Source organism: Enterobacter cloacae complex sp. 372C4, assembly GCF_050030615.1.
In the GTDB taxonomy this organism is placed as follows: domain Bacteria; phylum Pseudomonadota; class Gammaproteobacteria; order Enterobacterales; family Enterobacteriaceae; genus Enterobacter; species Enterobacter intestinihominis.
Window position 1 is genome coordinate 4,436,293 of sequence record NZ_JBLGUQ010000001.1, and the last position, 17,316, is coordinate 4,453,608.

Here is a 17,316-nt window from a genome sequence, read left to right on the forward strand (position 1 = left end):
TGAAAATGTCATTCAAGTCTGGCACGTTATCCTGCGGATCGCCTGTGCATTATGAGCCGGACTGATTAAGCCGCACGACCAGATAAAGGCACGATTCATCCGTTTCGTTGATAAACCGGCAGTCGTTCGGCGGCCCGAGTTCCAGACAATCTCCGGCCTTCATTTCATGGCGAGTATCCCCCTCCAGAAAGACCAGTTCACCTGCCTGCAACCAAATCAGCTGTCGTGCCAGCGCATAAGAGGAGGCGGGCATCGGCACATCGCTACCTGCGGGTAGCTCCACCTGGACGAGGTCGATAGGCATATCGCTGCGCGGCGACACATGGCGACGCAAATAGTGGGTTTGCGGATCGCGCCAGACGGGCTGATTCGCCAGACGTAACAGTTTGCCCTCCTGCATTTCCGCGCGCGCAATAAGCGTAGACATGCTAATACCGAAGGCACCGGATAACCGCGCAAGCAGCGTCGCCGTTGGGCTACTGTCTCCCCGTTCAATCTTGTGGATCATGGCGCGTGAGATACCTGCCCGTTCGGCCAGTTCGCTTAATGACCAGCCCCGCGACTCGCGTTCAAGGCGTATGCGGGCGCTAATGCGTTGATTCATATTGTCTGTCATTGTATTCATGACGTCATACTATAGTGTACGGATGGTTTTTCGGGGCAGTTTTGTGACAAAAAAATAGGGATTTTGTCGTAGCGATGCAATATTAGAACTGTGTAATATTGTGAGTAAATCGTACTACTATAGTGAACAACACAGCCAGAGGTTACCCATGATTGTTCGTCATGCCTGCAAAGAAGATTGTGCCGCTATCGGTGAAATTTATAACCATGCGGTGCTGCACACCGCCGCCATCTGGAATGATAAAACTGTCGACACCGATAACCGTATCGCATGGTTTGAGGCGCGTACTCTGTCGGGTTATCCAGTGCTGGTCAGTGAAGAAGACGGAGTGGTGACGGGATACGCCTCATTTGGCGACTGGAGAGCGTTCGACGGATTTCGCCACACGGTGGAGCACTCGGTGTACGTTCATCCCGAACATCAGGGCAAAGGCATTGGCCGGCTGCTGATGACGGAGTTAATCAAGGAAGCCCGCCAGATCGGTAAACACGTGATGGTTGCCGGTATTGAGGCGCAGAACCAGGCGTCAATTCATCTGCACGAAACCCTGGGCTTTATTACCACCGGCAATATGCCGCAGGTGGGAACCAAATTCGGTCGCTGGCTGGACTTAACCTTTATGCAGCTCCAGCTTGATGAGCGCAGCGATCCGGATGCTCTGCCATGAATCAATCGTTGACGTTAGCGTTTCTGGTAGCCGCCGGGATTGGGCTGGTGGTGCAAAACACCCTGATGGTGCGCATTACGCAATCTTCCTCCACCATTCTTATCGCCATGCTGCTGAACTCGCTGGTGGGGATTGTGCTGTTTGTCAGCATTTTGCTGGTGAAAAATGGCCTGGCGGGGTTTAACGAACTGGCGTCAACGGTGCGCTGGTGGACGTTGATCCCCGGCCTGCTGGGGTCTTTTTTTGTCTTTGCCAGTATTAGCGGCTATCAGAATGTGGGCGCGGCAACGACCATTGCCGTCCTGGTGGCAAGCCAGCTGATTGGCGGCCTGGTGATGGACATCCTTAAGAGCAACGGCGTTCCCCTGCGCGCGCTGGTTGGCCCGGTCTGCGGCGCAGTGATGCTGGTGGTCGGCGCCTGGCTGGTGGCGCGGCGCCAGTTTTAACCCTTACAGAATAGTCCCACCCTGCGTAAGGTGGGCATGGCGCGCCTCCGCCTCTTCTTTATGCTGCTTACCATGATGCGCAATCGCGGTACGCAGGCGCTGCTGCTGGGTATAGCGATCTTCACGGCTGAGCTCTGCATCATCGCTTAATTCGATCAGCAGTTCGTTCATGTGAGTAATTACGCTCTCTTCGATGGTGGCATCGACGCGGGCGATAACATCATTTAAATGTGACATTGTCACTCCTTTTCACGTGCCCGGTGGCGCTACGCTTACCGGGCCTACATTTGACACCCGTAGGCCGGGTAAGGCATAGCCGCCACCCGGCAAAATACGATCAGTTCAGCTTCGCTTTCGAGAAATCGCTGCCCATCAGGCTTACGCTGTACCCGGTCACATTGCTGCGGGTCGCGTAGAACGTTTTGCCGTTAGCTAACGCAATCCACGGTGCCTGCTGGTAGAAAATCTCCTGTGCCTGACCATACAGCTTCGCACGTTCGTCCGGGTTGCTGGTCAGTTTGGCCTTTTGCACCAGCTCATCATACCCCTTATCACACCAACGCGCGGCGTTAGATCCGGTTTTGATGCTGTTACAACCCAGTAGCACATCGGCGAAGTTGTCCGGATCGCCGTTATCAGACATCCAGCCGAACAGCGCGGAATCATGCTCGCCTTTGCGCATGCCGGAGAGATATTCCCCCCACTCGTAAGAGACGATTTTCGCCTTCACGCCCACCTTCGCCCAGTCAGCCTGGATCATCTCTGCAATGCGTCGGGAGTTCGGGTTGTACGGACGCTGAACCGGCATGGACCAGAGGGTCACTTCCGCGCCTTTCTCCAGACCCGCCTGCTTCAGCAGCGCTTTCGCTTTTTGCGGATCGTAGCCGTAATCCTTCAGATCTTTGTTAAAGCCGAGCATGTTCGGCGGGATCGGCGATTTAGCGACCGTACCAGACCCCATAAAGACCGCGTTCACAATGGCCTTTTTGTCCGTCGCGTAATTCAGAGCCTGGCGCACCAGCACGTTATCAAACGGTTTTTTCTCTGTGTTGAACGCCAGGTACCCCACATTCAGCGCATCCACCGAGTGCAGCGTCAGGTCTTTGTTTTTCTTGATCGCTTCAAACTGCACCGGCGACGGCGCAGGAATGATCTGACACTCGTTCGTTTGCAGCTTCGCCAGACGCGTCTCAACGTTTGGCGTGATGGAGAAGATCAGGTGTTTGGTCGGCACCTCACCGTCCCAGTAGTTCGGATTGGCGACGTAGCGGATCAGCGAATCCACCTTGTACTGCTGAAGCACATACGGCCCGGTACCGATTGGCCAGGTGTCCACATTTTCAGGCGTGCCCTTTTTCAGCATCGCGTCCGCGTACTCGGCAGAGAGGATCGAGGCGAAGTCCATTCCCCAGTCGGCCAGGAAAGCCGCGTTGGGTTCACTCAGCGTGAACTGAACGTGATAATCGTCGATCTTTTTCACATCCTGAATGAGCTTGTCGAGGCCCACGTCATTAAAGTATTCGTAATTACCTTGGGAAACATTGTGATAGGGATGCTTAGGGTCTTTCTGACGCATAACGGAGAAAATAACGTCATCAGCGTTAAAATCACGGGTCGGTTTGAAGTATTTATTGCTGTTGAATTTCACCCCTTTACGCAGGGTAAACGTGTATGTTTTGCCGTCTGGCGAAATGGTCCACGACTCCGCAAGAGAAGGCACCGGCGTGTTTTTTACCGGGTCGAAGTTAATCAGACGGTTATACAGCGTTTGCGAGCTGGCAACAAACGAGGGGCCAGAGCTGGCGATCTGCGGGTTAAACGACTCCGGCGACGCCTCGGAGCAGTAGATAATGGTGTCTTTGTTTGCCGCCCATGCGGCGCTTGCCGGTAGCAGCGCGCTCAGCGCGAGGGCGAGCACGGTTTTCCCTGTAAACATGGTTATTACCCTTTCGGTTTTATTATAGTGAACAGTAATAACAGCACAGACGTTTTGGCCTGACAAATAACGAATCACTATCAGGTTATTCTAAAGCCGTACATTTCGCTGGTTTTAACATCAGCCCGCAGAAACCGATTTGCCTTAAGGTCCATTATTCGTCAAGCACAACCGTCACGATCAATGCCGCAAGAAATCGTCCCTTTTGTCGTCTCCTCAGCCGTTTGCTTGCTTACCTGATTCGCTAAAGTAATGGCGTGAAGAAGTCTACAGGACCAAATCGTGGCAAAAACACTTTTACGCAGCGGTAATCTGGATGATTTTCAGGCCGTTGGCGGCGGCGGACAGGCCGTTTTTGAATCAGCGCTGCAAATCCGCGAAGCGCTTCGGTTGCGCAAACAGCAGGCTATCGTCGATTGCCTGGCCATTCCTCAGGTCAATGACGGCGGCGATCGCGTTGACTGGTACTCCCCGGTTGAGGGAACCGTCTCCAGCTGGAAGGCGGCGGATGAAGACGATCGTTTTCGCGCCCTGCGCTATCTGGAAAACACGCTCGCCAGCATGGAGTCGCTAAGTAAAAAATGCCTTCAGTCACCGAAAACGGCGCAGCAACTGTTTGGATCTCTGCTCTCTAAAGCTTTCCAGTTTCCCGGTGAAAACTTTGTTTTCCTGGTGGATGGCAAACCGGTGATCTGCTTCTGGGGTTTCGTCAATCTTAACGAAAACGCGCGCGACGACGTGCTGGACTGCCTGCGCGAATCGTTGGTCCCTGAACCTGAACCCGTGATGATTAACGAACCTGAACCTGAGCCAGAACCGGCCCCGGTGGTGACCTTCGAGCAGGCCGACGCGCCGCTTATCACGCCTGTGGCTACCGTCCGTATCACCGAAGATGAGCTGTATACGCCAGAGCCGGTGCGCATGAACACCGTGCCGTCAGAGCCCGCACCAGCGGTGGTGCAGAAAAAACGTCGCTTCCCCCTGTGGTTGCTGCCGGTTGCCGCCGTCATTATTGCAGCCATTGCCACGCCGCTGCTCTGGCCAAAACAGGCCCCGACCGCAGCGCCAGTTACCTCACCAGCGCCAGCACCTGTCGCCATTGCTCCGGCCCCCGTGAAGACGGTTGAGCCGCTTGAGCTGAAACTCCCGCTGCACCAGGCAGAAGTGGTAGAGCCCAAGGTGAAGACGCCTGCCCCGGCAGCCGAACCGGTGGTCATTACCGCGATACCGAAAGATGCGATGGTGATGGAGGCAAACCAGGTCAAAGCGGGGTTAACGCGCTTCCTGAACGGCACCTGGCGCGCGTTTCTCGATGTGCAGGATCCGCTCACCGGCAAACCGCCGTCTCTGCGCTACCAGATCCAGAACAATAAAGGTTTCGCCCGGGTCGTGCATGGCGACAACATTGTCTGCCGGGTAGACGTCTTTTCCGGATTACACAGCAACGGCGAGCTGTTGATCAAAACGCGCGGAAACGCTCGTTGCACCGACGGTTCACGCTATCCGATGCCGGAAGTGACCTGTAAGGCAGGTGCCAGCGACGTGGCGGAATGCACCGCACGTTACGATGCCAACACCGTCGTTCCTCTGACGTTCAAGAAAGCAGGTGTCTGATCCTATGCTGGTTAATCTTTGCGACTATAAACAGAGCGTGACGCTGATTGCTAACAGCGGCGTACAGTTTCTCGATTTTGGCCTGACTCCGCAGGACACCGCCAGCAACGGGCGTTTCGTGCGTAAAACGGCAAATGGCCCGCTGCTGCGCCTGGATTTTGACCTGGTCAACGGCCGGTACACGCTGCCTGCCACCGATGGCGGGAAGCCGGAAGTGGTCAAGCCTGAAAGCACCATTCCACTGCATGACTCCCTGACCGTGCTGGACGGTGTCTGGCTGCCGCTTCCTTTCCTGCGCTTTAACCCGCCGCGGACGTTTGTTGATGGCCCGGATAACTGGGCGCGCGTCCAGGTACGGAAGCTGTCCACGCCCGACGCGGCTGGAAATACGCACCGGGTCACCGTCGCGCTCGACAGCCAGATTGAGGAGCATGCGACGTCTGCCCTGTCGCCGGTTGAAAACGACATTCTTAACGGCACGCGTTTCGCCCTCGCCTGGCGCGACAGTGAGGTTGAGAGTTTCCTCGACCAGACCTGGATTGACGGCTGGCTGCGTGAAGCCTTCACACAATATGCTGACGGGGTTGAAAAACGCGCCGAGCGCGAGCTGCATCAGGCCATGCGCAGCTTTGAATATCAGGCGCACTGGCTCAACCTGCTCTCCATGCTCGGTGAACAACTCACCGTGCCGGAAGTGAAGTTTGTCACCCATACCCTGAGCACCCCTGCTATTCCTGTCGATCTGATCCTTGACGTAGGCAACACCCACACCTGCGGCGTGATTATTGAAGATCATGGTGATGCCAACGACGGCCTGCGCCAGACGGCTGAACTCCAGGTGCGTTCCCTGAGTGAGCCGCAGTTCCTGAATGAGCCGCTTTTTACCAGCCGTCTTGAATTTTCCGAAGCGCGTTTTGGCAAGCAGCACTTCTCGGTGGAAAGCGGCCGGGAGGATGCGTTCGTCTGGCCATCCATTGTCCGCGTGGGTGATGAAGCGCGTAAGCTGGCGATGCAGCGTCTGGGCACGGAGGGCAACAGCGGTATCTCCAGCCCGCGTCGCTATCTGTGGGACGAGACGCCGGTGGTGCAGGACTGGCGCTTTAGCCAGATGAACAGCAAAACCCAGCGCGAACCGCTGGCAACTGCGTTTCCGCTGATGAACCTGATGAACGACGACGGGGAACCGCTCTTTACGCTGCCGCAGGATGAGCGCCTGCCGGTGTTCTCTCCGCAGTACAGCCGCAGCACCCTGATGACGCACATGCTCTGCGAGCTGCTGGCTCAGGCGCTTGGCCAGATTAACAGCGTGGCCACCCGCCTGCGGCTCGGCTTCCCGGCCTCTCCCCGCCAGCTGCGGACGCTGATCCTCACCCTGCCTTCGGCAATGCCGAAACAGGAGCGCGAGATTTTCCGTCGCCGCATGTTCGAAGCCATCGCCATCGTCTGGAAAGCGATGGGCTGGCACCCGCAGGATGAAGATTTTGCCAGCCGCAAGCAGCAGGAAAAAAGCGTGGTGCCGGTCCCTGAGATCCAGATGGAGTGGGACGAGGCCAGCTGCGGCCAGCTGGTGTGGCTGTATAACGAAGCCATTTCCCATTTTGGTGGCCAGACCGAGGCCTTTTTCGCCTCCCTCGCCCGTCCGGATCGCGCGCCTGAGCCAGGCGTCCAGCCGGGGCGCGCTCTGCGCGTGGCCTCGATTGATATCGGCGGCGGCACGACGGATATGGCCATCACGCACTATCAGCTAGACGATGGTACCGGTAATAACGTCAAAATCACCCCGCAACTGCTGTTCCGCGAAGGGTTCAAGGTCGCTGGCGACGACACACTGCTGGACGTGATCCAGCGCTACGTTCTGCCCGCCCTGCAAACCCAGCTTCAGAAATCCGGCATTGCCGATGCCTCCCAGCTGATGGCATCCCTGTTCGGCGACTCCGGGCGGATCGATACCCAGGCGGTCCTGCGCCAGCAGACGGCACTTCAGCTCTTTATGCCGATCGGCCACGCGATCCTGGCGGCGTGGGAATCGAGCGATGTTGACGATCCGCTGGCCGGGCTGCATGCCACCTTTGGCGATCTGCTTGCGCAAAAACCGACCCGCAACGTGATGAACTATCTCCGGCAGGCGATCGACCATGCGTTGCCTGCCGGCTCAGAACACTTTGATCTGTTCAGCGTCCCGCTGCACGTCAGTTTCCGCGAGATGCAGGACGCGATGCTGGCGGGTCAGTTCACGCTTGCCGCCCCGCTGCATGCGGTATGTGAGGCGATCTCTCACTACAGCTGCGATATTCTGCTGATCACGGGACGGCCAGGCTGTCTGCCAGGCGTTCAGGCCTTGATTCGCCACCTGCAACCGGTGCCCGTCAACCGCATCGTCTGGCTGGATAAATACCAGGTTCATGAATGGTATCCGTTCAGCCAGCAGGGACGGATCGGCAACCCGAAATCCACCGCCGCCGTGGGTGCGATGCTCTGTAGTCTGGCGCTGGATCTTCGTCTGCCGCGCTTTAACTTTAAAGCAGCAGATATTGGCGCGTACTCTACGGTGCGCTATCTGGGCGTGCTGGATAACACCATCAATACCCTGCGGGACGAGAACGTCTGGTATCACGATATCGACCTCGATAAACCCGGCGCGAAACTGGACGCCCGTCTGCACTTCCCGCTGCGCGGCAACGTTACGCTCGGCTTCCGGCAACTGGCCAATGCCCGCTGGCCCGCGACGCCGCTCTATACCCTGAGCATCAACTCTGCCGAGCTGGCGAAAGCCATTGCGGGCGACGGCGTACTGAACGTGCGCCTGAAGCTGTGTGGCGGCAGTAAGCAGGAGGGCCCGGAATCTTTCGAGCTGAGTGATGCCTGGCTACAGGACGGCACGCCAGTGCCGCCGGACGCCCTGACCTTTAAACTGAATACTCTGGCCGATCGCCGACACAGCGGCAGCCACTACTGGATCGACAGCGGGAGCGTATACCTTAAATGACTGCGACGACTGCCACCACTCAGGCCTTAATCGGGTGGATCAACGAGACGCGACAGCACGCCCCGATGCTGGATAACGAAGCCGACGCCCTGCTTGCCCGCCTTAACGCCGCGCGCGCGCGTGAAGAGGCCCTCGAACGTGCCCTTGTCTGCCAGGGCAGCATCGGCTTATACGGCCACTCGCAGGCCGCGAAAGCGCATCTGCTGGCCTCCCTGTGCGGCAGCGGCGACGAACGGCTGAACGTTACGCCGGGTCAACGCACGTTTGATTACTTCTCGCATATTAACCCCGGGCATGCGCCGACCAATATGGCCGTGCGTTTCACCAGAGCGACCAGCGAGGTCGCAGACGACGCGTTTCCCCTGCGCCTGAGCCTGGTAACGGAGGCCGAGCTGGTACAGCTGTTTATCGCCCGCACCACGTTGGATCCGCAGATCCGTGCGGTGGATAAATCGGTGATTGAAGCCCGGCTTGAGAAGTGGCGTACGCTGCGTCAGCCGCACAGCGAGCCGGGAATAACGGCGCAGGAAGTCGCGACCGTTGCCCGGTTCTGGCAAACCGTAGTACCCGGCGCTAAGCAGCATATTGATGATGCCCTGTGGCACCAGTTTGCCCTGCTGGTTCCGTCGCTTGATCTCAGCACCCGCGCCAGCGTCTGGTCTCTGCTGTGGGGTGAGCAGCAGGAGTTAACCCAGCAGTGGCTTAAACTCGCCCAGGTGCTGCATCAAACCAGCCATGCCAGCGCGCTTGCGGCGCCGTTGAGTCTGCTGGTGGACAGTTTTGGTCTGCCGTGTGAAGGTTTCCTTACTCACGGGGCCTTTACCGTGCCGGAAGCGCAGGAAACATTGCTTCATCCGGTAAATAACGGCGAGTTGCTTAATGCCATTAGCCTGTCCGTCGATGTGCTGGCCTGCCTGACCCGCGAAGTGGTGCTGCCCGTTGAAAACTGCGTTCTGGATAACGTAGATATTATTGATATTCCGGCCATTTCTGAGGAAAACACGCCGCTGATGACGCAGGCAAAATGCCTGTGGTTGCTGGAGCATTATCGTCAGCACATACAGCCGGATGTCCTGGTTATCTGCAATGCGACGGCCCACCACCAGCAGACGGCAAAAACGGCCAGGCTCCTGCAAAACTGGGTCAAAGAGACGCAGCCGGTGGAAGAGTCCGCGTTGCCGGGCCTGGTCTGGGCCATTACCCCTCACGATGCGCGGTTTACCACAAAGCAGAATCTGGACGAAGCGGTGCAACAGTTGCTGGGCCAGCCGGGTCTGCGCTGGGGTACGCTCCAGGCGCTCGATACCCACAGCATGCAGCGGGTGATTGAGTGGCTGTCGCAGGCTACCCTTCCAGCACAGCGCCAGAAGCGTCTCCACGCGCTGAAAAGGCTGTTGCAACAGTCTCTTTCGACGCTGATGCGCGCATACGTCGCCCCACTCACTCAGGAGCCAGGCGCAGGGCGGGCAGAGGCCGAAAAAATGGTCCGAACGCTGCAAGGCAGCGCCGCTCGTCATGGTGAACTGCTTGAAGGACTTCTCCCGCCGTTAAATGCGTTTGAGACGCTGCTGACGGTTCACCAGCCCCGTGAGGAACAGGTCAACGGCCTGTTTAACGACGTTATCGATCTGTTTGCGGAAGAGACGCCGGAATATCCAGGCGCGTTGCAGACCAAAGACAAGGCGCGACTGGCCCATAACGTGTGGGTTAACCATCTTCGTCAGTGGAGTCGCAACGACGCGGCCGCCACCCGTCTGGGCCTGGACCCAGAGGTATTGCAGCAAATTGCGGATGTGCTGATCGTTACCAGCTACCGGCTGGATCTGCCGCTGCAACTGCAACGTATTGCAGAAACAGATAAAAGCAGTGCTGCGCAGCTGCATGCCGCGACAGGCAATTTCATTAGTTGGCTTGGCTATGAACTGACGCCCGTTTCTGAACGGCCTGCAAGCCGGATCCGCAAAGGTCAGCCAATTTTTGTGACGCCAGTTGTGAGCAACGCTTCACCCCGTCTTACCCGACTTGGCGAGCAGCCTGTTCATGCGGCGACAGCCTATGTTTATGACTGGCTGGTTGCGCTCTACACCCGCGCGATTGAGAATGTGGATTATCAGTGCCCGTATGACATTAAGCCTGCTGCGCGGAAAGCCTTGTCTGCCTTGCTGTCTTAATCATTGCAGCCCGCAGCAATGCGGGCTACCCCTTCATGATCCGTTTATGAAGCCAGACAAAGCCTGAGCCAACGCTGACGGGTTTTCCCAGGACATTGAATGGCCCGCATCAGGGATAATTTTTACAGCAACGCCTTTTTGTTGCAGGCGATTAAAATCTTCATCAGGCAGGGACCACTCACCAAAAACTAACATGACCGGGCAGCTCAATGACAAAAACAGGTGTTCCCAGTCGGGTTTAACGCCCTTGACCAGGCTCGTTGCGCCGCGCCAGACGGCCCAGGGGGCATTGCTTTGAAGGCTTCCAGACCACGCCGTCGTTTCCGCCCGCAGCATGTCATCATAGCCCTGTTCCAGAAAATGTTGTTCCGTTTGGGCCGCAATTGCCCGGCTGAACATCCCGCCACCCGCATGAAAATTGGGTTCAGACACTATCAGGCCTTTAACGCGTGACTTTAGCAGCGTTGCCGTTTCGATCGCGATACTCCCCCCCATGCTATGACCATAGAGCCAAAGACTATCCAGGCCGAGATGGTCTAACAGTTCAACCACCACCTGCGCCTGTTCACTTGTGCGATAACGGTAGTTGTCAGGTTTGTCACTGTAACCGCTACCGGGGAGATCGATCAGAATGGCTCTGCGCCCCCCGAAACGGGTATCACAGACAATACGAGGATATTCATACGACGATGCACAGCCCAACCCGTGGATAAACACAACCGGGTCACCGAAACCGGGAAGATCCTGCCAGCGCACCGTGCAGCCTGCTTGCTGTGAATAGAAACTGTTCATAAGCACTCCATGTATGACGGACTGTATATTTATACAGCCTCAATGTATGGAATGCTATGTCTGGATGCCGATTCTGGAAGCGTGCTTCAGAAAAGAGAGATCAACAGGGCAACAGGAAAGCTCATCGGCCAGGTGGAACCCACCAGGAATGCGCTCAACAGGCGAATACGTTTACGATCTTTAGACAGGAACCAGGTGATTAATGCGCAGATGGAGGCCATGATTGCGTAGAACACCAACATCTTTTGATACAACGTCATTCTGTTTACCTGAGCCGAAAAATAACCGCACGCAATATGCGTCATATGTTGACACAGATCAAGTTTTTTCGTTACATCATAACCACTTAAATACTAAGGATAATAACAACTGAGTACCTTGTGTAACAACGCCGGGTAAAGCAAAACGGTTATTATTGATAAGATGCATATTAAATGCACTTTTTGATAAATCCATCCCCTCAGAAAGCAGTTTAATAACAGCAGGCTTTTAAGGGAGGAAACATGCTACGCATTCCGCAGAGTTGCATTCACACCCGTTCCACGCCTTTCTGGAACAAAGAAACGGCCCCCGCCGGCATTTTTAAACGTCACCTTGATACGGGCACGCGTCCGGGCGTTTACCCTCGCCTGTCGGTGATGCGTGGCGCGGTGCGTTATCTGGGCTATGCTGATGAATTTACACCTGAGCCTGACAGCGAGCTCGTCATTGAAGCGGGTCGTTTTGGCGTTTTCCCGCCAGAGAGATGGCACCACATTGAGGTGATGACCGACGATACCTTGTTCAATATTGAATTCTTTGTTGAACCTGAGGTGCTTAAGTCCCTTTAAGCGTCCGACAACATGAAGGAAACTATTATGTTACGTATTCCTGAAAACTTTGTTCACACCCGCTCGACGCCGTTCTGGAATAAAGAGAGCGCCCCAAAAGCGCTTTTTACCCATCACAACACCAAAGCAGGCGTGTACGGTCGTTTGTCCGTCATGCAGGGTGCGGTGCGTTACTTTGGCTTTGCCGATGGCGATGCCACCGAGCCCGATCTGGAAGTGGTCATTGAGGCCGGTTCTTTTGGCATCTCGCCACCGCAAAAATGGCACCGCATTGAGCTACTGACCGACGACACGTATTTTAATATCGACTTTTTCGCGGATCCTGCCGTCACGCTCAGCGGTGCGGGTATCGGTAAAGTGGTCAACACGCATAAGGAGTAAATAATGGGTAAGGCTACCTATACCGTGACCGTCACCAATAACAGCAATGGCGTGTCGGTGGATTATGAAACAGAAGCGCCAATGGAGCTGTTGATCCCGGACGTCGCGGCAGATGTCGTGAAGGATCTGGTGAACACCGTTCGCGCCTACGATACGGAAAATGAACACGAGGTATGTGGCTGGTAAGCTGAATCGCCCGGCACTGCGCCGGGCATGAGGGTTTAGTGTTTAAACATGACATGTCGGACTACCGTATAATCCTCAAGTCCGTAGACCGACATATCTTTTCCGTAACCGGATAACTTCATCCCGCCGTGCGGCATTTCGCTCACCAGCATAAAATGGGTATTGACCCAGGTGCAGCCATACTGCAACCGTGCGCTGAGGCGATGGGCGCGTCCGACGTCTTTTGTCCAGACGGACGAGGCCAGGCCGTATTGCGAATCGTTAGCCCAGTTCAGCACCTGCGCTTCATCCTCAAATTCTGTCACGCTGACCACCGGGCCAAACACTTCTCGCTGGACGATCGCATCTTCCTGCTTCGCCCCGGCCAGCAGCGTTGGCTGGAAGTAATATCCTGCCCCCTCTTTTTTACTGCCACCGGTGACGACGCGGATATGTCCAAGGGTTTTGGCTTCGTCCACGGCAGCACAAACGCGGGAAAGATGCGCTGCGGAGCTGAGCGGGCCCAGCTCCGTTGATGTATCGTCCGGCGCGCCCATTTTCAGGCTGGTAACAGCTGCGCCCAGCTTTTCGACCAGCGCGGAGTAAATCCCCTTCTGGGCATAGATACGACAGGCTGCGGTACAATCCTGACCAGCATTGTAGAAACCAAACGTACGCACGCCTTCAACCACGGCATCCAAATCTGCATCGTCAAAGACAATGACCGGGGCTTTTCCACCCAATTCCATATGGGTACGTTTAACTGAAGATGCTGTATGCCCGATAATATGTTCTCCGGTAGCAATAGAGCCGGTGAGAGAAACCATACGGACTTTTTCGTGCCCGGTCAGCGGATCTCCTACGGTTTTGCCGCGACCAAACAGCACATTGAGCACGCCTGGCGGGAAGATATCTTTCGCCAGTTCCGCCAGCTTCAGCGCCGTCAACGGGGTGATTTCAGACGGCTTGATGACGACACAGTTTCCCGCCGCCAGCGCGGGCGCCAGCTTCCACGCCGCCATCATCAGAGGATAGTTCCAGGGCGCGATAGAGACGACAACGCCAACCGGGTCGCGGCGAATCATTGAGGTATGTCCTTCGAGGTATTCTCCGGCAGCCAGCCCATTCAGGCAGCGGGCGGCCCCGGCAAAGAAGCGAAACACATCGACCACGGCCGGGATCTCATCTCCCTGGACACAGTGCAGCGGTTTCCCGCAATTTAGCGACTCCAGTTGTGCGAACGCGTCAGCGTTGGCTTCTATCACATCAGCCAGTTTCAACAAACTTTCGGCGCGCGTTTTGGGCGTCGTTTGCCCCCACTCAGTGAACGCGCGATCGGCAGCCTGGACGGCAGCGTCCACCTGTGCTGCCGACGCTTCAGCAATCTCCAGCAATACTTCACCCGTGGCAGGATTGTAAACCGCCTGCTTCTCACCCTCGCCGGTCACCAGTTCACCATTAATCAGCAGTTGATTTTGCATAGCATCGTCCTGTTGAAATCGACATAGTTTTCGCTGTCAGCACACGTTCTGGCGGGTCGATTCGTGACAACGTCACGTCACCAATCCGCACTCCCTTACTAAAGGTAGACCGCGCATCATGTCGCTTCAGGAATTTTCATCAAGGTGTGACTGGGGGCAGCATCATTTCGCGAATTAACGCCGCCAGCTGGACGACCGCCTGCTCCTCCCGCTCGCCCCATCCCCATGAGGTATTGAAACGGAAAAACGGTGTCCAGATATTGGAGGTGGAAAACATTTTGCCGGGCGCAATGCTGATTTGATGAGTTAATGCCTTTTCACTCAACTGCCCCGCATCCAGCTGTTCAGGCAGTTCCAGCCATAAAAAGTAGCCGCTGTCGTTATGATGGATTTTGACGCCAGCAGGCATATGGCGCAAAAGCGATTGCCAGGCCTGCTGTTTGCGTTCAGCAAGCGTGCGCCGCAGGCGACGAAGGTGGGCGTCGTAACGTTTGGTCGCCAGGTAATCCACCAGCGCCAGCTGCATGGGGGAGCTGGTGGATAACGTACTCATCAGCTGTAACTGCTGAATACGGCGCGCATGTTTTCCCGCCGCCACCCAGCCAATACGGAAACCGGCCACCAGACACTTGGAGAATGAGGAGCAGTGCAACGTCATATCCTGCTTATCCCAGGCCTTTGCCGGAAGCGGCTTTTCGCGGCCAAAGTAGAGTTCGCTGTAAACATCGTCTTCAATCAGCGTGACGTTATGCCGGGTTAATAAGGCCACCAGCTGAGCTTTCTTCTCTGCACTCAGCGTGAAGCCGAGCGGGTTCTGACTGTTGGTCATCAGCCAGCAGGCTTTCACCGGATAATCATTTAACGCCTGCTCAAGGGCACTGAAATCGATGCCCTCACGCACGTCAGTAGCAACCGACAGCGCTTTCAGTTTCAGACGTTCAAGTGCCTGGAGTGCGCCATAAAAACAGGGGTTTTCAACGATAACCCAGTCACCTGGTTCAGTGACAGCCTGCAAACTAAGGTTGAGTGCTTCGAGCGCGCCCGCGGTGATCACAATTTCGTCCGGGGAGATATTCATCCCCTGCTGAGCGTAGCGACGGGCAATGGCATGACGTAAGTCGACGTTACCCGGCGGCAGGTTTTCAATCACGCTCATGGCCGTGGCCGTTTTACTGACATTAGCCAGCGAGCGGTTGAGTTGCTGAAGCGGGAATAGGCGCGGATCGGGAAATGCCGAGGCAAAAGGGACAACGGAGGGGTCGCGGCTGGCCTGTAGCACGTCGAAGATATAGGTGTTGATGTCAACTACTTCATCGCGCATCACCTGCGCGGGCGGTGCTGGCTGGTGTGTGGTCGGACGGGCGGCAACGTAATAGCCTGACTGCGGTCTGGCAACAATGCGCCCCTGACTTTCCAGCATCTGATACGCGTGGCCCACGGTCATGAAACTCATGCCGCTGCTTGCCACCTGCTCTCGCAGAGAAGGCAGCTTATCGCCCGGCAACCATACGCCAAGCTCAATCTGCGAGATAATTTGTTGCGCCAGACGCTGGTATTTTTTCATCAGATTCTCCTTATTGCTGACAGTGTATATCAGCAGGAGAAAAAGAGAAGAATTTGCTAACTGTTATGGGAAACGCGGTAGATTACTTGCGGTACTCAGTAATGTGATTCTGAGCAGAACGCGCTGCGGCCAGGTGGTCGAGCGTGATCATCGACGATTTGCAGAAAATGCATTTTGCGCCGAACGGATTTTTGTCAGACACATCAAAAGCTGAGGTGCGGTACTGCGAGCCATGACAGCATGGGCAGCGGAAATGGATATAAGAAGTCATAGGATTCTCCTGTAAACGTAAAAACGTAAATTACTCATGAGCCGATCAGGCAAAAGTTGGTTCGATACAAAACTAATCGGAATGTAGATAAAGACCCAAGAGAGGCTGCGGAGAGGCACAACGTGATGAGAACTGCTTTATAAAACTACGTCAGATATTTATTTGGATTCAAAACCAGAAATCCATTAACGCATGTTGCTGGCGACAAAGCAAGCTGTTTAATGCGTAAAAATCATAAAAAGAAATTTTTTATTCAAGATTGTCTACAGCTTCATTGATTATTCAAGAAACCGATTTCGAAGCACCAACACATAACACATTGAAATATAATTGTTTTATATGGCATTTTATGCCTACCTGGTTGGTTCAATAGAGGTATTAACTTTTCAGATTCACTCAGAAAAAAGGAACTATAGGATGGCAATTCCAACATACCTCTGGCTAAAAGATGACGGTGGCGCGAATATTAAGGGCTCTGTCGACGTTGTAAATCGTGAGGGAAGTATCGAAATTTTGAGTTTTGGGCACGGCCTGTATCTCCCTACCGACAACATGACCGGTAAGATCACAGGTACCCGTATTCATAGCCCACTTAATTTTGAAAAAGAGTTCGACAGCTCAAGCCCCTATTTGTACAAAGCAGTAGCAAAAGGACAAACCTTAAAAAGCGCTGAGTTTAAGTGGTATCATATCAATAATGCAGGCCAGGAGGTCGAATACTTCAACATGCTACTGGAGAACGTGAAAGTTGTCTCTATCTGCCCACTCATGCATGATATAAAAAATCCCGCGACTGAAAAACATAACCATCTCGAAAGTATCGCACTTCGCTACGAAAAGATTACCTGGAAGCATTGCGACGGGAATATTCTCTTCTCTGATGAATGGAAAGACAGATGATTCGATGTACTTTTCATTTAAACGGGGGACAACTTTCAACGCTGAGCTGTCCTGGCCTGGGCTTTTTCCCCGCATATTCAGGAAACTCAGGTCACAACAGAAACAATCCTGATGCCGTTTCAACGCCTGAGGTAGGGCCATTACCACCCGGACTCTATTATATCGTTACACGTCCTCGAGGTGGGTTAGCTACCCACTGGCATGATGTTATCAAAGAGTTTGAAAGCGGATCGAACCGTGATTTTTGGTTTGCTCTTTATCGTCATGATAATCACATTGACGATACAACCTTTATCAACAGAGTTGAGCGAGGATCTTTTCGTCTACACCCTGCGGGACAGTCCGGTATTAGTAATGGATGCATCACATTACCAAACCATGCTCACTTCAGAATATTAATGCATGGACTACTGGCGTCCGGCACAATAAAAGTCGCTGCTGGATTAAATGCACTTGGCACCATACAGGTATATTGATGAATGCAAGA

18 protein-coding genes are annotated in these 17,316 nt (G+C 54.9%); 10 read left to right on the plus strand and 8 right to left on the minus strand.

The features are described from left to right. Positions 1 to 49: 49 nt before the first annotated feature. Positions 50 to 625 (minus strand): helix-turn-helix domain-containing protein, encoded by a 576-nt coding sequence (locus tag ACQG11_RS21475; protein WP_017382277.1) that lies wholly within the window; start codon positions 623 to 625, stop codon positions 50 to 52. 148 nt (positions 626 to 773) lie between these two features. Between ACQG11_RS21475 and ACQG11_RS21480 the strand changes: the two genes are divergently transcribed. Both ACQG11_RS21480 and ACQG11_RS21485 read left to right on the plus strand, forming a co-directional pair. Next, complete coding sequence (locus ACQG11_RS21480; RefSeq protein WP_023306282.1) at positions 774 to 1,292, plus strand: GNAT family N-acetyltransferase; 519 nt, start codon at positions 774 to 776, stop codon at positions 1,290 to 1,292. Then, positions 1,289 to 1,738, plus strand: a complete 450-nt coding sequence (locus ACQG11_RS21485; protein WP_022648242.1) for a DMT family transporter — start codon at positions 1,289 to 1,291, stop codon at positions 1,736 to 1,738. Before ACQG11_RS21480 ends, ACQG11_RS21485 begins: the two co-directional genes overlap by 4 nt. A gap of 3 nt (positions 1,739 to 1,741) precedes the next feature. Here the strand turns inward: ACQG11_RS21485 and ACQG11_RS21490 are convergent, their stop codons facing one another. Beyond that, positions 1,742 to 1,975 (minus strand): YdcY family protein, encoded by a 234-nt coding sequence (locus ACQG11_RS21490; RefSeq protein ID WP_022648243.1) that lies wholly within the window; start codon positions 1,973 to 1,975, stop codon positions 1,742 to 1,744. A gap of 100 nt (positions 1,976 to 2,075) precedes the next feature. Then, on the minus strand, positions 2,076 to 3,674 hold the full coding sequence (locus tag ACQG11_RS21495) for an ABC transporter substrate-binding protein (protein ID WP_058646538.1): 1,599 nt from the start codon (positions 3,672 to 3,674) through the stop codon (positions 2,076 to 2,078). Positions 3,675 to 3,956: 282 nt separating this feature from the next. On the opposite strand from ACQG11_RS21495, the gene ACQG11_RS21500 reads away from it, so the two are divergent. Genes ACQG11_RS21500 through ACQG11_RS21510 form a run of 3 tightly spaced genes read left to right on the plus strand, consistent with a single transcriptional unit; the run spans position 3,957 to position 10,445 of the window. After that, positions 3,957 to 5,288, plus strand: a complete 1,332-nt coding sequence (locus ACQG11_RS21500) for an SrfA family protein (protein ID WP_426728774.1) — start codon at positions 3,957 to 3,959, stop codon at positions 5,286 to 5,288. A gap of 4 nt (positions 5,289 to 5,292) precedes the next feature. Next, positions 5,293 to 8,274, plus strand: coding sequence for a virulence factor SrfB (locus tag ACQG11_RS21505; RefSeq protein ID WP_426728775.1), 2,982 nt, complete (start codon positions 5,293 to 5,295; stop codon positions 8,272 to 8,274). Next, positions 8,271 to 10,445 carry a virulence factor SrfC family protein gene (locus tag ACQG11_RS21510; protein ID WP_426728776.1) on the plus strand — a complete coding sequence of 725 codons (2,175 nt, stop codon included), beginning with the start codon at positions 8,271 to 8,273 and terminating at the stop codon, positions 10,443 to 10,445. The genes ACQG11_RS21505 and ACQG11_RS21510 overlap by 4 nt, the downstream gene beginning before the upstream one ends. A 33-nt stretch (positions 10,446 to 10,478) precedes the next feature. On the opposite strand, the gene ACQG11_RS21515 is transcribed toward ACQG11_RS21510, so the two are convergent. Further along, positions 10,479 to 11,237: an alpha/beta fold hydrolase gene (locus ACQG11_RS21515; RefSeq protein WP_023306286.1), complete on the minus strand. Its 759-nt coding sequence runs from the start codon at positions 11,235 to 11,237 to the stop codon at positions 10,479 to 10,481. An 86-nt stretch (positions 11,238 to 11,323) separates the two neighbouring features. Further along, positions 11,324 to 11,497 (minus strand): GhoT/OrtT family toxin, encoded by a 174-nt coding sequence (locus ACQG11_RS21520; protein ID WP_003856960.1) that lies wholly within the window; start codon positions 11,495 to 11,497, stop codon positions 11,324 to 11,326. A gap of 243 nt (positions 11,498 to 11,740) precedes the next feature. Between ACQG11_RS21520 and ACQG11_RS21525 the strand changes: the two genes are divergently transcribed. From ACQG11_RS21525 to ACQG11_RS21535, 3 genes are read left to right on the plus strand one after another with little or no spacing between them, the layout of a single operon-like run. Then, positions 11,741 to 12,067 carry a DUF1971 domain-containing protein gene (locus ACQG11_RS21525; protein ID WP_015570441.1) on the plus strand — a complete coding sequence of 109 codons (327 nt, stop codon included), beginning with the start codon at positions 11,741 to 11,743 and terminating at the stop codon, positions 12,065 to 12,067. 27 nt (positions 12,068 to 12,094) lie between these two features. Next, the gene (locus ACQG11_RS21530; RefSeq protein WP_063145846.1) at positions 12,095 to 12,448 is read left to right on the plus strand and encodes a DUF1971 domain-containing protein; all 354 of its coding nucleotides are present in this window, start codon (positions 12,095 to 12,097) and stop codon (positions 12,446 to 12,448) included. 3 nt (positions 12,449 to 12,451) lie between these two features. After that, the gene (locus tag ACQG11_RS21535) at positions 12,452 to 12,634 is read left to right on the plus strand and encodes a DUF1869 domain-containing protein (RefSeq protein WP_003856955.1); all 183 of its coding nucleotides are present in this window, start codon (positions 12,452 to 12,454) and stop codon (positions 12,632 to 12,634) included. A gap of 35 nt (positions 12,635 to 12,669) precedes the next feature. Here ACQG11_RS21535 and patD read toward each other — a convergent pair whose 3' ends face one another. The 3 genes from patD to ACQG11_RS21550 form a co-directional block, all read right to left on the minus strand. Continuing rightward, entirely contained in the window at positions 12,670 to 14,094 is a 1,425-nt protein-coding gene (gene patD, locus ACQG11_RS21540) for an aminobutyraldehyde dehydrogenase (protein WP_426728777.1), read from the minus strand. A gap of 139 nt (positions 14,095 to 14,233) precedes the next feature. Then, positions 14,234 to 15,658, minus strand: a complete 1,425-nt coding sequence (locus ACQG11_RS21545; protein WP_426728778.1) for a PLP-dependent aminotransferase family protein — start codon at positions 15,656 to 15,658, stop codon at positions 14,234 to 14,236. Between the two features lie 82 nt (positions 15,659 to 15,740). Beyond that, positions 15,741 to 15,929, minus strand: coding sequence for a hypothetical protein (locus ACQG11_RS21550; RefSeq protein WP_017693360.1), 189 nt, complete (start codon positions 15,927 to 15,929; stop codon positions 15,741 to 15,743). Between the two features lie 417 nt (positions 15,930 to 16,346). On the opposite strand from ACQG11_RS21550, the gene ACQG11_RS21555 reads away from it, so the two are divergent. Together ACQG11_RS21555 and ACQG11_RS21560 are read left to right on the plus strand one after the other, a co-directional pair. Continuing rightward, complete coding sequence (locus tag ACQG11_RS21555) at positions 16,347 to 16,829, plus strand: Hcp family type VI secretion system effector (RefSeq protein WP_426728779.1); 483 nt, start codon at positions 16,347 to 16,349, stop codon at positions 16,827 to 16,829. Continuing rightward, positions 16,826 to 17,305, plus strand: coding sequence for a DUF2778 domain-containing protein (locus ACQG11_RS21560; protein ID WP_072053791.1), 480 nt, complete (start codon positions 16,826 to 16,828; stop codon positions 17,303 to 17,305). The genes ACQG11_RS21555 and ACQG11_RS21560 overlap by 4 nt, the downstream gene beginning before the upstream one ends. The last annotated feature ends 11 nt before the right edge of the window (positions 17,306 to 17,316 follow it).